At 64.5% G+C, this 13,967-nt stretch carries 11 protein-coding genes; 6 read left to right on the plus strand and 5 right to left on the minus strand.

Annotated elements, in window-relative coordinates:
- Window positions 1-253 precede the first annotated feature (253 nt).
- Complete coding sequence (locus ACE3TQ_RS04300; RefSeq protein WP_374580713.1) at window positions 254-1,996, minus strand: S8 family serine peptidase; 1,743 nt, start codon at window positions 1,994-1,996, stop codon at window positions 254-256.
- A gap of 255 nt (window positions 1,997-2,251) precedes the next feature.
- Here ACE3TQ_RS04300 and ACE3TQ_RS04305 point away from each other — a divergent pair, with 255 nt between their 5' ends.
- Window positions 2,252-4,339: a 3-hydroxyacyl-CoA dehydrogenase NAD-binding domain-containing protein gene (locus ACE3TQ_RS04305; protein ID WP_374580714.1), complete on the plus strand. Its 2,088-nt coding sequence runs from the start codon at window positions 2,252-2,254 to the stop codon at window positions 4,337-4,339.
- Window positions 4,340-4,414: 75 nt separating this feature from the next.
- Entirely contained in the window at window positions 4,415-4,672 is a 258-nt protein-coding gene (locus ACE3TQ_RS04310) for a hypothetical protein (RefSeq protein WP_374580715.1), read from the plus strand.
- Here ACE3TQ_RS04310 and ACE3TQ_RS04315 read toward each other — a convergent pair whose 3' ends face one another.
- A complete protein-coding gene (locus ACE3TQ_RS04315; RefSeq protein WP_374580716.1) occupies window positions 4,673-5,164 on the minus strand; it encodes a GNAT family N-acetyltransferase in 492 nt (163 codons plus the stop codon). It abuts the gene before it with no gap.
- A gap of 90 nt (window positions 5,165-5,254) precedes the next feature.
- Here ACE3TQ_RS04315 and ACE3TQ_RS04320 point away from each other — a divergent pair, with 90 nt between their 5' ends.
- Entirely contained in the window at window positions 5,255-6,004 is a 750-nt protein-coding gene (locus tag ACE3TQ_RS04320) for a substrate-binding periplasmic protein (protein WP_374580717.1), read from the plus strand.
- A gap of 3 nt (window positions 6,005-6,007) precedes the next feature.
- Here the strand turns inward: ACE3TQ_RS04320 and nadB are convergent, their stop codons facing one another.
- A complete protein-coding gene (nadB, locus tag ACE3TQ_RS04325; protein WP_374580718.1) occupies window positions 6,008-7,615 on the minus strand; it encodes an L-aspartate oxidase in 1,608 nt (535 codons plus the stop codon).
- 102 nt (window positions 7,616-7,717) lie between these two features.
- On the opposite strand from nadB, the gene prsR reads away from it, so the two are divergent.
- Window positions 7,718-9,064 (plus strand): PEP-CTERM-box response regulator transcription factor, encoded by a 1,347-nt coding sequence (gene prsR, locus ACE3TQ_RS04330; protein ID WP_374580719.1) that lies wholly within the window; start codon window positions 7,718-7,720, stop codon window positions 9,062-9,064.
- On the opposite strand, the gene ACE3TQ_RS04335 is transcribed toward prsR, so the two are convergent.
- Window positions 9,038-9,658, minus strand: a complete 621-nt coding sequence (locus tag ACE3TQ_RS04335; protein WP_374580720.1) for an ABC transporter permease — start codon at window positions 9,656-9,658, stop codon at window positions 9,038-9,040. The genes prsR and ACE3TQ_RS04335 overlap by 27 nt on opposite strands.
- Window positions 9,640-10,449, minus strand: a complete 810-nt coding sequence (locus ACE3TQ_RS04340) for a hypothetical protein (protein WP_374580721.1) — start codon at window positions 10,447-10,449, stop codon at window positions 9,640-9,642. Before ACE3TQ_RS04340 ends, ACE3TQ_RS04335 begins: the two co-directional genes overlap by 19 nt.
- On the opposite strand from ACE3TQ_RS04340, the gene ACE3TQ_RS04345 reads away from it, so the two are divergent.
- Window positions 10,448-12,529 (plus strand): glycosyltransferase, encoded by a 2,082-nt coding sequence (locus ACE3TQ_RS04345; RefSeq protein ID WP_374580722.1) that lies wholly within the window; start codon window positions 10,448-10,450, stop codon window positions 12,527-12,529. The genes ACE3TQ_RS04340 and ACE3TQ_RS04345 overlap by 2 nt on opposite strands.
- On the plus strand, window positions 12,501-13,958 hold the full coding sequence (locus ACE3TQ_RS04350) for an oligosaccharide flippase family protein (RefSeq protein WP_374580723.1): 1,458 nt from the start codon (window positions 12,501-12,503) through the stop codon (window positions 13,956-13,958). The genes ACE3TQ_RS04345 and ACE3TQ_RS04350 overlap by 29 nt, the downstream gene beginning before the upstream one ends.
- The last annotated feature ends 9 nt before the right edge of the window (window positions 13,959-13,967 follow it).

The raw sequence follows: 13,967 nt of genomic DNA on the forward strand, positions 1-13,967 counted from the left end.
CGTCCCACCCTTTCGGGTGGTTTGCCCTTATCAGATCTTGCTGTAGGGAATCTTAGTCACTAACTTGCATCATAGCAAGGAGATTTTTAAAAGAATTTTTGAATGTGGAAATTAAGTCTGGAATTAAAGAAATCTTCGTTAATTCAATGGCTTGGAATATTTCCTCGGATTATTAACAATTGCGGTCGGAGAATATTGATTTGAAATAAAAGAAGCCCGGCATTTGGCCGGGCTCTAAGAGGGATATATTATCTCAGCGGCTTACCTGGACTGAACTGCTGCCTGTATTTCCCGCGCGGTCGCGTGCCACTGCCTGGATCGTGTGGCTCCCTTGTGCTTCCTTGCGGGTATTCCAGTTGAAGGCAAGGGAAGCGCCGCTGCCGGAGGCTTTCAGCTGCCCGTCTATGTAGAGACTGAGCGAGATCCCGGCAGCGCCACTGTTGTCCGACGCATTCACTGCAATGTTCACCATGCCGCTTACCATACCCGGCCCGGGGTTGGCAATGGCCACGACCGGTGGGGACGTGTCCGCCACCGGCTGCGCGATGATATTGGCGACATTCACCTGTAAGGTGCTGGAGGAGGCGACATTCCCCGCCGCGTCATACGCCAGGGCAACCAGGTTGTTCATGCCGTTCGCCACGCCCCGTGAGTCCCAGCTGAAGGCGTAGGGGCCGGTGGTGTCGCTTGCAACCACGGTATTGTTGACTTTCAGGTCCACCCGGGTGACTGCGACGTTGTCGCTGGCGTTCACACTGACCGTTACCAGGCCTGAAACCGTGCTGCTGGCGACCGGACTGGCGATGGCGACGCTGGGCGCGCCGGTGTCTGGTACGGGGATGGCCAGGGCGGCTGCCACCGCCGCGGCGGCGTTCACGCGCCCATAACCGTAGTAAATATCACGCCCTGCGCTGCCAAGGTCGACTGCCGTACTGAACAGGATGTTCTGCACCTGGTCCGGGCTGAGCGAGGGGTTTGCCGTCATGACCAGCGCTGCGACAGCTGCCGTGATCGGGCTGGAGAACGACGTTCCGTTCACACCGCCGTATCCGCCACCGTTGACCGTGGTGTAAATGCCCGAGCCCGGCGCCGACAGGGCGACAAACGCACCGTAGCTGGAGAAGCTGGCGCGCACGTCGGTGGACGTGGTGGCCGACACGGCGATCATGCTGTCGGTGGGCGTAAATCCTTCGTCCCGGTTGTAGTTGCCGGCCGAGACGAAGAGCAGGCCGCCTTTGCTGCGCAGATAGTTGGCGGCACTTTGGACGGCCAGGCTGCTCGGCACGCTGGCGTAACTGATGTTTGCCACACGTGCGCCATGGTCGGCTGCCCAGGTCAGGCCGTTTGCCATGGTCGAGAAGTAGGCATAGCACGAACCGCCGCTGAGGAAGGCGATGCGGACCGGCATTATCTTGGCCTGGCCTGCTACGCCAGCAACGCCGAGGCCATTATTGGTGGCGGCGGCGGCCGAACCCGCCACTTTGGTGCCATGGCCGCATATGTCGGCGGTGTTGGTATTGTTGTCGTAGCTGTTATAGCCGGGCACCAGGTTGCCCACCAGGTCTGGATGGGTTGCGTCCACGCCGGAATCGAGGATCGCAATCGTCAAACCGGCGCCTTGCGTCGAGTCCCAGGCTGCCGGGGCGCCGATTTTGGGCAGGTGCCATGCGCTGCCAAGATACGGATCGTTGGCCGCCAGCGCGACCGGGACGGCGCGGTCCAGTTCGGCATATTTGAAATGGGGATTGTTCTTGAGCTTGTTGACTGTGGCGCGCTCGGAACCGCGTGAGACTTCCAGGACGTGGATGTTGCTCTGGCCAAGCTTGCGCGCCTGCTGTCCGCCGTTAGCCTTGAGCATCCTGGACATGCCGTCGAGCGTCAGACCGGCGCGCGGCTCGACCAGGATGCGGCCCGGCGCAAACAGTTCCGGCTCCGCGGCGCCGGCCTGTGCGGCGATGCCGGCGATGAAGGTCGTTAACACAATGCTATTCTTCATGGTGTGCCCTCCTGCAACGATCTTAGGCCGCCCATTTCCCCACATCAAGCGGATTTCCGGTGCTTTTGTCAGCTGTGGCGAATATGTCTGGACATAATGAAAACTGAGTTGTCATTGATTTATTCGGCGAACAATTCCTGATTGAAATCAAGTGCTTGGGATAAACTGGCCGCTCGTGTTGCATTAATTTGAGGAAACTCAAATATAATCGTGATAAAGGGCAAACCCGCCACACTAAGAAAGACGAGACAATTTATGAGTGCAGATTACGCAGTCCATGGTTCCATCGCTGTCATTACCCTGAATAATCCGCCGGTCAACGGGCTCGGGCTTGCCACCCGCACTGCGGCCATCGAAGGCATCCGCCGTGCGGAAGCCGATGAAGCCGTAAAGGCGGTAGTCCTGACCGGGGCTGGCAAAGCATTCTCGGGCGGCGCCGACATCAAAGAATTCAATTCGCCGAAGGCGCTGACGGAACCGACGCTGCACTCCCTGATCCGCGCGGTGGAAGGCTGCAGCAAGCCGGTGGTGGCGGCCATTCATTCGGTGGCAATGGGCGGTGGCCTGGAGCTCGCGTTGGGGTGCCACTACCGGGTCGCCTTGCCCGGCGCCCAGATCGCGCTGCCGGAAGTGAAGCTCGGCCTGCTGCCAGGCGCCGGCGGCACCCAGCGCCTGCCGCGGGTGCTGGGCCTGGAGATGGCCCTGAACATGGTGGTGTCGGGGACGCCCGTGCTGTCCGAAAAATTGGCCGGTACCGCTTTGTTCGATAAGTTGCTGGCGCCAGGCGCTGACCTGGTAGCGGAGGCGCGCGAGTTTGCGTCAACTGTCGCAGACGTGCGTCCACTGCCGAAAGTACGCGACCGCAAAGTCGATTTCCCGGACCATGAGGCCTTCCTGCAGTCGAGCCGTGAACAGGTGAAAGCCGCTGCCGGTCCATTCCCGGCTCCGCTGGAATGCGTGGAAACGGTCGCCGCCTCGGTCACCATGGACTTTGATTCCGGCCTGAAGTTTGAACGCGAACGTTTCCTGCACCTGATGCAGACGACTGAGTGCAAGGCCCTGCGTCACGCCTTCATTTCCGAGCGCGCCGCCAGCAAGATCCCGGATGTGCCGGCCGACACGCCGACGCGCACCATTGCCAAGGCTGCCGTGATCGGTGCCGGCACCATGGGCGGCGGCATTGCGATGAATTTTGCCAATGCCGGCATCCCGGTGGTCTTGCTGGAGACCAAGCGGGAAGCGCTGGACAAGGGCCTGGCCACGATCCGCAAGAACTACGAGAACACGCTGAACAAGGGCAAGCTGACGCCGGAGAAGTTTGCGCAGCGCCTGGCCCTGGTCAGCGGCACCCTCGATTACGCGGCCATCGCCGATGCCGACATCGTGATTGAGGCCGTGTTTGAAGACCTGGCGGTGAAGGAGGCTGTGTTCCGCCAGCTGGACGCGGTAATGAAGCCGGGCGCCATCCTGGCTTCCAACACGTCGACCCTCGACCTGGACCGGATCGCAGCTTTCACCAGGCGTCCGCAGGACGTGGTGGGAACCCATTTCTTCAGCCCCGCCAACGTGATGAAACTGCTGGAGGTGGTGCGCGGCAAGGAAACCGGCAAGGACGTGCTGGCCACCACCATGGCCTTGGCCAAAAAGCTGAAAAAGACTGGCGTGGTGTCGGGTGTCTGCGACGGCTTTATCGGCAACCGGATGATCGAGCAGTATTTCCGCCAGGCCGGTTTCCTGCTGGAAGAGGGGGCGACACCGGAGCAGGTCGACAAAGCCATTGAAAAGTTCGGCTTCCCGATGGGGCCGTTCCGGATGAGCGACCTGGCCGGCAATGATATTGGCTGGTACATCCGCAAACGCCGCTATGTGGAGAAGCCGGAAGTGGTTTATTCCCGGACTGCCGACCTGCTGTGCGAGATGGGCCGCTTTGGCCAGAAGACGCATGCCGGCTGGTACGACTATAAGGAAGGGGACCGCAAAGCGTATCCAAGCCCGGTGGTGAACGAAATGATTGCCAGCCATGCGAAGCAGCTGGGCGTCGCGCAGCGTGCGGTGGGCGAGCAGGAGATCGTGGAGCGGCTGGTATATGCACTGGTGAACGAAGGCGCGCTGATCCTGGAGGAAGGCATTGCCTTGCGTGCCTCCGACATTGATATGGTGTACCTGACCGGCTACGGCTTCCCGCTCCATCGCGGCGGCCCGATGTTCTATGCCGACACCGTAGGCTTGGCGCATGTTTTACGTGCGATGGAAACCTTCGCCCAAGGCCGCCATGGCGAGGCCTGGCGCCCGGCCGCATTGCTGGCGCGCCTGGCGGCGGAGGGCAAGGGCTTCAATAGTTGAGGCGAAACTTTTTTACAAAGTTATCGTTCTATCCATGCTAGATTAGGGATTCCATCAACCGTTAGGAAAACGATAATGAGCAAAGCCTTGATCGCAGCCGGATTCTGCCTGCTGATTGCCGGCTGCGCCACCGAGCCTGAAGCCAGCAATGCCGGTGCGCCACAGCCTGCCCAGCAACAAGCAGCGGAGAAAGAGGAGCGTTACGAAATCACCGGCTCGCACTTGCGCCGCAAGCGCCAGACGGACAACATGACGGTGGCCGACCGCGAGGCGCTGGAGCGCCAGGGGCGCCCGGCTGCCAATATCACGCTGCCGCCTGCGGGCGGACGCTGATCAGGCGATGCGCTTGCGCATGCGCGACAACGGTATCGACACGTTGCCGGGCAGGGTGAGCGCAAAGTCTTCCAGCACCTCGAAGCCGCAGGCCCGGTAAAGCGGGACCCCAGGCATCGTCGCCGCCAGTTCCAGTGTTTTGAAGCCGGCGCGCGCAGCTTCCTGTTCGCAGTGCTCCATCAGCCTGCGCCCCAGGCCCTGGCGAGGTACGGCAGGGTCGACAAAAAAGGCACGGATGCGTGCCGCTTGCGTGGCCGGGTCGAGCAAAGGATCGGGGCCGCTTTTATGCTGGTCGCCGCCGAACAGGGTGGCGCGCTTGCTCCAGCCGCCGCAGGCCAGCAGCCTGCCTTCATGTTCCAGTACGAAGTAGGTGCCGTCCTGCACCAGTTGCGAATCGACGCCGAACACGTAGCGCGTTACCGCCGCCGCCTGTTCCTCGCTATAAAAGCCTTTGCTAAGCTCAATGCCGGAGCGCCGGATCAAGTCTTCCATGGCTGCGGTATCGGCCGGGAGGGCGGGGCGGAGGGTGGCTGGATTTGGCATTTGGAAATGGTATCATGGGGCATGACACAGGGAGGAACCATGCGCAAGTTTGCTGCTGCCGTCTTCGCCTTGCTCTGCTGCTTGCCGGCCGCCGCGCGTGACCTGCTGGTAATCGGCACCCATTTCGAACGCGTCTATGAACGTGGCCAGGAAGGCGAAATCGTCGGCTTCGGGCCCGAAATCGTGCGCCTGATCGCCCAGCGCCTGGGCCATCGGCCGGTCTTCGAGCTGTACCCCTGGGCGCGCGCCCAGGCCCTGGTGGCGCAAGGCAAGGCCGATATCCTGGTCGGACCCTACAAGACTTTCGAACGCCAGCAGATCATCGCTTTTTCCAGACTGCCGTTCTACCAGGACCAGATGGTGTTCTACGTGCGCAAAGGTTCTGGCCTGGAGTGGAATGGCGACTTTACTGCGCTCGCAGACCGCCGCATCGCCATCGTCAATGGCTGGGCCTACGGCGCGGCTTTCGACAAGGCACGGCCGCAGCTGCGCCTCGATATCGTCAACAGCGTGGACAGCGGGCTGAAAATGCTGGCGGCGCAACATGCGCAGATGTTCGCCAGCAATCGGCGCAATACGGAGCCGGTGCTGGGCCGGCTTGGCCTGTCGGGCCAGCTGGCCATGCTGCCGCAGGTGATCGAGGTGCAGGACGGCTACTTCGGCTTTCCCAAACGCCCCGCGTCGGACGCGCTGCGCAAGGAGTTCGATGCCGAGTTCCAGCGCATGGTCGATAGCGGGGAGCTCAAACGCCTGGGGCAGCGGCACGAAGTCAATGTGCCGCCGCAGTAATGCTTAGCGGCGTTCCGGCGTCAGGACCGTCGGCAGTGCTTTGGGCAGCGTCGCCGGATAGTCGCGGCTGAAATGCAGGCCGCGGCTTTCGCGCCGTTGCAGCGCGCTATTGACGATCAGTGAGGCGACTTCCACCAGGTTGCGCAATTCCAGCAGGTCGCTGGTGATGCGGAAGTGGCGGTAGTACTCGTCGATCTCTTCTTTCAGCAGGGCGATGCGGTGCTGGGCGCGCTCCAGGCGCTTGGTGGTGCGCACGATGCCCACATAGTTCCACATGAAGCGGCGCAGCTCGTCCCAGTTGTGGGCGATCACCACTTCCTCGTCCGCATCGGTGACACGGCTCTCGTCCCAATCCGGCAGGTAGGGCGTGCCTTCCTTGTCCTGGGCCAGGATGTCCTGGGCACAGGCGCGGCCGATCACCACGCACTCCAGCAGCGAATTCGATGCCAGGCGGTTGGCGCCGTGCAGGCCGGTGCAGGCGGTCTCGCCGACCGCGTACAGGCCCGGCAGATCGGTACGGCCGAACAGGTCGGTCACCACGCCACCGCAGGTGTAGTGGGCGGCCGGCACGATCGGGATAGGCTGCTTGGTGATATCGATGCCCAGTTCCAGGCAGCGCGCGTAAATGGTCGGGAAGTGCGAAATCAGGAAATCGGCCGGCTTGTGGCTGATATCCAGGTGCACGTAATCCAGGCCGCGCTTCTTGATCTCGAAGTCGATCGCGCGTGCGACCACGTCGCGCGGCGCCAGTTCGGCGCGCTCGTCGTGCGCCAGCATGAAGCGCTGGCCAGCCGAGGCGCCCGCTTCGGGCGGCAGCTTGAGCAGGCCGCCTTCGCCGCGGATCGCTTCCGTGATGAGGAAGGACTTGGCATACGGGTGGTACAGGCAGGTCGGATGGAACTGGATGAACTCCATGTTCGAGACGCGGCAGCCGGCGCGCCACGCCATGGCGATGCCGTCGCCGCTGGCGGTGTCCGGATTGGTCGTGTACAGGTACACCTTGCCGGCGCCGCCGGTGGCCATCACCGTATGCTCGGCGGCCATGGTGTGCACCTGGCCGGTCTGCACATCCTGCACGTACAGGCCGTGGCAGCGCGGCTGCGCGTTGGCCGGGCGCGGTCCCAGCTTGTCGGTGGTGATCACGTCGATCGCGCAATGGTGCTCGAACAGCGTGATGTTCGGATGGGCGCGTACTTTCTCCTCCAGCGTGACCTGCACCGCATGGCCGGTGGCATCGGCGGCGTGGATGATACGGCGCTGGCTATGGCCGCCTTCACGCGTCAGGTGGAAGCCCAGTTCCGCATTCTCATCACGGGTAAAGGGCACGCCGAGGCCGATCAGCCACTCGATGGCTTCGCGCCCGTGCTCCACGATGAAGCGGGTGGCGCCTTCGTCGCATAAGCCGCCGCCGGCCACCAGGGTGTCGGAAATATGCTGTTCATGGCTGTCGCCCGAGTCGAGGACGGCCGCAATGCCGCCCTGGGCCCAGTTGCTGGCGCCGTCCAGCAGGGCGCGCTTGGAGATGATGGCAACTTTGCGGCTTTCCGCCAGGTGCAGTGCTACAGAGAGGCCGGCCAAGCCGCTGCCGACGATCGCTACATCGAATTTCATGGTGTTTCGGGCTGTCTTTTTCGCGAAATAAGCAACAATATAAACTATTTGCCGTTGAGCTGCCTCAAAAGCCCCACTGCCAGCATGCTGCATGATGGGCCCATGACCAAGAAAAAACTGCTCGTGGTGGAGGACGACCTGGGCCTGCAGAAGCAGTTGCGGTGGGCCCTGGATGCGTACGAGGTGGTGTTTGCGGCCAACCGCGACGCCGCGCTCGGTCAGCTGCGGCGCCACCAGCCGGCGGTGGTGACCATGGACCTGGGCCTGCCGCCGGAACCCGATAGTGCCAGCGAAGGCTTGCTGCTGCTGCAGCAGATGCTGGCGATTGCCGCCGACACCAAGGTGATCGTCCTGTCGGGCAACCAGGACCGCGAAAACGTGCTCAAGGCCATGGCGCTCGGCGCTTACGACTTCCACCAGAAGCCTCTGGACGGCGACATGCTATGCCTGATGGTGGAGCGCGCCTTCTTCCTGCATGGGGTGCAGCAGGAGAACCGGCGCATGCTGCAGACAGAGTCCGATTCGCCGCTGGCGGGCCTGGTCACGCGCGATCCCGGCATGCTGCGCGTGTGCCGCAGCATCGAGAAGGTCGCGCCGAGTTCGGCCACGGTGATGCTGATGGGCGCTTCCGGCTGCGGCAAGGAGCTGCTGGCGCGCGGCCTGCACCAGTTAAGCAGCCGCCACGACAAGCGCATGGTGGCCATCAACTGCGCGGCGATCCCCGAGCACCTGCTGGAGAGCGAATTGTTCGGCTATGAGAAGGGCGCCTTTACCGGTGCGGAGCGGCAAACGCTGGGCAAGATTGAACTGGCGGCGGGCGGCACGTTCTTCCTGGACGAGATTGGCGATATGGCCCTGCCGTTGCAGGCCAAGATGCTGCGCTTCCTGCAGGAGCGGGTGATCGAGCGCCTGGGCGGGCGCAGTGAGATCGCGGTCGATGTGCGGATCGTCTGCGCCACCCACCGCAACCTGAAGGCCATGGTGGATGAGGGCCGTTTCCGCGAAGACCTGTTCTACCGTTTGAGCGAGATCGTGCTGGTGGTGCCGCCGCTGCGCGAGCGGGTCGGCGATGCGCTCCTGCTGGCCCAGCACTTCCGCCACCGCTTCCTGCAGGCCGAGGGGCGGCCCGCTATGCCTTTCCATCCCGAAGCCCTGGCGGCGATCGAATCCTACGGCTGGCCCGGCAATGTGCGCGAAATCGAGAACTGCATCAAGCGCGCCGTCATCATGAGCGACGGCCCGCATATCACGCGGGAGGACCTGGGTTTGCCGCCAGGCGCGCCGCAGGCCGAAAGCATCGACCTGCGCGAGGCGCGCAACGCTGCCGAATACAGGGTCATGGTCAAGGCGCTCGCGCGCACGGGCGGCAACATAGCGCGCGCTTCCGAGCTGCTTGGCGTCAGCCGCCCGACTTTGTATGACCTAATGAGCCACCACGGGATCAAGTGATTCCGGCTCGCGCCATGCGCGCGCGGCTTTCAGTTTCTCGCGCAGTCCCGGCAAGGGAAATCCCAGCCCATAGGCCTTATGCGCAGCTTCCAGCGCCTGCGGGAAGTCCTTCAGGCGCACGCGCGCCAGCCCCAGGTTATACCAGGCGGCGGCATGGCCAGGCCGCAGGGCGACGGCGCCTTCCAGCTGCGCCACGGCGTCCGTGTCGCGCCGCAGCGACAGCAGGTAGGCACCGTACAGCGCGCGCGCCGCGCCGTCCTCTGGCGCGAATGCAATCGCGCGCTGGAAGTAGCACTCGACCGGGAAGCGCGCCGCCGGTACCTGCTCTTTGCGCAGGCGCTGCGCCAGCCGCGCCATGGCGGACAAGGCGCGCGGATGGTTGGGGAAGTGTTCCAGTGTGTAGCTGATATCGCCGCCCAGCGGGCCTGACTGGCCGCGCTGCAAGGCTTCGACCTGCGGCGCAAAGTGGAAGGTTTCGACCACCGCCAGGCCGCGCGCATCGTCCGCATTGTAGTAGTCGCCGCCGGTCGTGCCTTTGGTGTAGGGCGGGCAGTCGGCCGCCAGCGCGGCTAGGATCAACAGGTAGCTGGGCATGTGGGGAATTCCTTCTGCTCAAGGGCGGCGGTATCGAATACCAACTTCGGGCAAGAGGCTGCGCTGCAAGACAGGTGGACGTAAGGCGGGCGGCTGGCCAGCATCAGCTGCCAGCGTCCGGCAGTAATGAAACTGGCGCTCCCCAGCAGCACTGTGCCGATGCGCCGGTGCGCGCGCAGCGATGCCGGGTTGAAGGCCGAAATACGGCTGCAGCTCCAGCGGATGCCGCGCGCGCGCATGCGCAGGTGGGCTTCGTCCCACAGGCGGCAGAACGCCGTGCCCAAACGCAGCTGCGGCTGTACGAACACGTCATAGTCCCAGCATGAAGCAGGGGAGGGCAGGCAATAGCGGGCGCGCACCTCGTCCTCCTGGTAGGCGCCCAGCTGGTACCACAGGATGCCGGCCAGCTCCTGGCCTTTCCAGGCCGCGATGCTGCAGCCGCCCTGGCGGAAGCGCGCCGCCACCACATGCACGGGGCGCGGATAAGCCGGCGGAAGTTCGTCCAGCGACATCAGGCCGCGCACCACAATGCTGCCGGCCGTGCGCCGCATCGCCTGCGGCGCCACACGCTGCGCGAGGAACAGGTAGCGCTGCAGGCTGCAGCCAATCAGGCCCAGCGCGCGCGCCAGCACATACCAGGCCGTGTTCACGGCACCCAGTTCGGCGGCGGTTTGGCGGAAGCGCGTCAGCATGCAGCCATTACAGCAAAGCCGCCGCGCCGCCTCTTTGCGTTTGCGCAAGTGCAGGTGCTGCAGCCTTGCATAGACTGGGCCTTCCAAGGAGGAAATCATGCTGACTGTGCTGATGGCCACATTCAACGGCGTCCAGACTTTGCCGAAAGTGCTGGAGGCATACACCCAGCTGCAAAGCCCGGAGGAGGGGTGGCGCTTGCTGGTGGTGGACAATGGCAGCGACGACGGCACGCGCGAACTGCTGATGTCCTACGCTGGCAAGCTGCCCCTGCATTACGCCTTTGAACCGAAGCGCGGCAAGAATGCCGCCCTGAACCACGGACTGGCGCTGGCAATGAAGGGACCGGAAACGCGCCTGTTCGTCTTCACCGACGACGACGCCACGCCCGACCCGGACTGGCTCGTGCGTTATGCCGAAGTGGCGAGCAACCGCCGCGACTACGCCATCTTCGGCGGCAGTATCGTGCCCGACTGGAGCCAGGCGCCGCCGGAATGGCTGCTGCGGCTGGTGCCCTGCGGCCTGACCTATGGCCTGACCGACCCGGAACTGCCGGAAGGGCCAGTCTACGCGGGCCTGGTGTGGGGCGCCAATATGGCGGTGCGCGGCGAGGTATTCAGCCAGGGCTTCCGCTTCGACGAGACGATGGGGCCCGCCTCCGGCGACTACGCGATGGGCGGCGAGGTCAGTTTCACTCGCCTGCTCGATGGCGCCGGCTACCAGTCATGGTTCTGCCCCGCGGCACGCGTGGCGCACTTCATCCGTCCGGCGCAGTTGCGCGCGGACTGGATCATCGGGCGGGCGCGCCGGTACGGACGCGGCGCGTGCCGCCTGGCGAAGCCGGGCCAGTTCCCCGAGCTGTTCGGCGCACCGCGCTGGATGCTGCGCAAATACGTCGAGGAGCTGTTCGGGCTGGGTGCGGCGCTTCTCCTGCGCCAGCCGGAGCGCGCCTTCCAGCGGCGCTGGGAGCTGGCCTACCTGGGCGGCTATATCCGCGAAGCGGCGGCGTCGGCACGCCTGCCTTCCGCCCCACGCATCCTGATCACCAGCTATTCCGGCGAGCTGGGCGGCATGGAGCTGCGCATGCTCGATGAAGCGCGTTTCCTGAAGCGGCAGGGCTACGATTGTGTGCTGGCAGCGCCTCGCTTCGCCGGCGATGAACGCTGGCGGCAATCGGCGCAGGACGAATGCGTTGAAGTGACGGAGCTGAGTGTTCCTCCGCTGCTGGAGGAATGGCCCTGGCGCCGCACCAACCGCTTGCGCGCGCTGGCATTCGCGGCGCCCGCACTGCGCCGGCAGAAGGCGGACCTGGTGCACATTGCCTTCTGCTGGACTCTGTATGGCGCCAGCGCGCTGTGGCTGGCGCAGCGCTGCGGCATCCCGACGGTGATCAGCGTGCACAACGCTTTCCCGCCAGTGGAATTCAACGACTGGCAACGCGAGCTGCTGCAACGGGCCATGGCGAACGTCAAAGGCGTGTATGGCGTTTCCGATTCGGCCATGAAGCGCTTCCTGGCCCTGTACCAGCAATGGTTGCCGCGCGAAGCACGGCTGGCGGTGATACCCAACTGCGTCGACACCAGGCGCTTCCAGCCGTCCGAAAGGCGGCGCTCCGCCGCGCGCCAGCAATGGGGCATCGGCCCGGATGATGAGGTAATCGGATCGGTTGCGCGCCTGTCGGTCCAGAAGCGGCCGGACCTGCTGTTGGCGATCTTTGCCCAGCTGGCGCCCCTGCGGCCGCGCCTGAAACTGCTGCTGGTTGGCACCGGCCCGCTGGAGTCTTCGCTGCGCGACATGGCGAAGCGCCAGCGCCTGTCGCGGCGGGTGATCTTCACCGGCTTCCAGGCCCAGGTGGAGAGCGTGATTCCCGCCATGGACCTGCATTTGCTCGTCAGCCGGCGCGAGGGATTCGGCATCGCCACCATTGAAGCCATGGCCTGCGGTGTGCCGGCGCTGGCAACGCGCGTCCCGGGCAGCGAAGACATCCTGCAGGACAGCGCGGGCGGCTTGCTGCTGCCGCCGGGCGACATTGATGCCGCCGTGCGCACCATTACGGAACTGCTCGAGAACAGGGACAGGCGGGAGGAAATGGGCCGGCGCGGGCGCGCCGAAGTCGAATCGCGCTATGCGGTGCCTGTCGTCAGCGCCCAGGTTGAAGCCTTTTATAGCGGCCTGGTTTGACATGCCCGGCCTGGCGCGGAACTTCGCCTACGGTTTCGCCGAGAAGTACCTCCTGGTGCTGCTCGCCCTGGCCGGCTCCATGCTGCTGGCGCGCCTGTTGTCGCCGGCCGAGCTGGGTGTGTTTGCAATCGCATCGGTGCTGACCGGCCTGGCCCAGGTGTTCCGCGACCTGGGTACCGGGCAGCTGCTGGTGCTGCAGCCGGTCCTGGGCCAGCGCGAGCAGCGCGCCTTGCTCACGCTAGCCATCCTGACCGGTTGGGCGCTGGCGGCCTTGCTGGCGGCGCTCGCGACGCCGCTGGCGCGCTTCTACCGCCAGCCGGTGCTGGCCGAGGTGCTGTACATCCTCGCCCTGAACTTCCTGCTGGTGCCGTTTTCGTCGCAGGTCACGGCCCTGCTGCGGCGGGAAATGCGCGCCGCTTCGCTGTTCCGGATCAGCGCCTGTTACGGTGTCACCCAGTTCATTGCCACCGTGGGCCTGGCCGCAGCGGGGCTTGGGCCGTGCGCGCTGGCCTGGGGCAGTTTTGCGGCGACCAGCGCGGGTTGTGGCGCAGCGCTCCTGCTGCGCCCTTCCGGCATGGCGTTCCGGCCTGCCTTAAGCGGCGTTTGGGGCCTGGTGCGTCCGGGCGGGCTGGCGGTAAGCGGCAATGCCATCGACGAAGTCGGCGTGGTGGCGCCCGACCTGGTGGCGGGCAAGCTGCTGGGTGCGGAGGAGGTGGCGTTGCTGGGCAAGGCGCAATCGGTACTGTCCTTGTTCAACCAGGCCATAACCAGTGCCGTGTCGCCAGTCGTCTTCCCCCTGTTTGCGCGCCATGCGCGGGAGGGAAATGACCCGGTGCAGACCTATGTGAATGCTGCGGCGTGCATCACCGCCTTGTCCTGGCCCTTCTTCCTGCTGGCCGGCCTGTTTGCTGCGCAGCTGGTGCACTTGTTGTACGGACCTCAATGGCAAGGCAGCGTACCTTTGATCAGGATCATGTGTGGCGCGGCTGCACTGTATAGCATGTTCAGTATGGTGCGCTACCTGCTGCTGGCGACCGGGCATATCGGCGCCCAGGCGCGCCTGGATGCGGTGGCCGTCGGCGGTCGATTGCTGATGCTGCTGCCGGCAGGCATGGCGGGCTTGCATTGGATGGCTGCCGCCGTGGCCCTGAGCCTGGCCTTCCGCAGCTGGCTTGTGCTGCGCATCCTCAAGCGCCTTTACCGGGTGCAGGCGGCGGCGTTGTTCTGGCAGATGCGGAAAAGTGCGGTGGTTGCCTGCGCTGCGCTGGTGCCAGCCTCGCTGGCGTATGCGCTGGCGGGCGGCGACGCTGGCGGACTGCCCATGCTGTTGACAGGGAGCGCCTCCGCCGCTGTCGGCTGGGCGCTGGCGCTCTGGCTGCAACAGCATCCCCTGGCGGCGTTTGTACGCACTAGTGTCCTGCAGCGATGAGCGGAGGTT

The sequence above is a fragment of the Pseudoduganella sp. genome (assembly GCF_041914865.1).
Lineage (GTDB): Bacteria > Pseudomonadota > Gammaproteobacteria > Burkholderiales > Burkholderiaceae_D > Rugamonas.

Excerpts from the sequence above, each read along its gene's own strand:
- ACE3TQ_RS04300 (WP_374580713.1), bottom strand. The coding sequence starts at position 1,996 with ATGAAGAATAGCATTGTGTTAACGACCTTCATCGCCGGCATCGCCGCA.
- ACE3TQ_RS04305 (WP_374580714.1), top strand. The coding sequence starts at position 2,252 with ATGAGTGCAGATTACGCAGTCCATGGTTCCATCGCTGTCATTACCCTG.
- ACE3TQ_RS04310 (WP_374580715.1), top strand. The coding sequence starts at position 4,415 with ATGAGCAAAGCCTTGATCGCAGCCGGATTCTGCCTGCTGATTGCCGGC.
- ACE3TQ_RS04315 (WP_374580716.1), bottom strand. The coding sequence starts at position 5,164 with ATGGAAGACTTGATCCGGCGCTCCGGCATTGAGCTTAGCAAAGGCTTT.
- ACE3TQ_RS04320 (WP_374580717.1), top strand. The coding sequence starts at position 5,255 with ATGCGCAAGTTTGCTGCTGCCGTCTTCGCCTTGCTCTGCTGCTTGCCG.
- nadB (WP_374580718.1), bottom strand. The coding sequence starts at position 7,615 with ATGAAATTCGATGTAGCGATCGTCGGCAGCGGCTTGGCCGGCCTCTCT.
- prsR (WP_374580719.1), top strand. The coding sequence starts at position 7,718 with ATGACCAAGAAAAAACTGCTCGTGGTGGAGGACGACCTGGGCCTGCAG.
- ACE3TQ_RS04335 (WP_374580720.1), bottom strand. The coding sequence starts at position 9,658 with ATGCCCAGCTACCTGTTGATCCTAGCCGCGCTGGCGGCCGACTGCCCG.
- ACE3TQ_RS04345 (WP_374580722.1), top strand. The coding sequence starts at position 10,448 with ATGCTGACTGTGCTGATGGCCACATTCAACGGCGTCCAGACTTTGCCG.
- ACE3TQ_RS04340 (WP_374580721.1), bottom strand. The coding sequence starts at position 10,449 with ATGATTTCCTCCTTGGAAGGCCCAGTCTATGCAAGGCTGCAGCACCTG.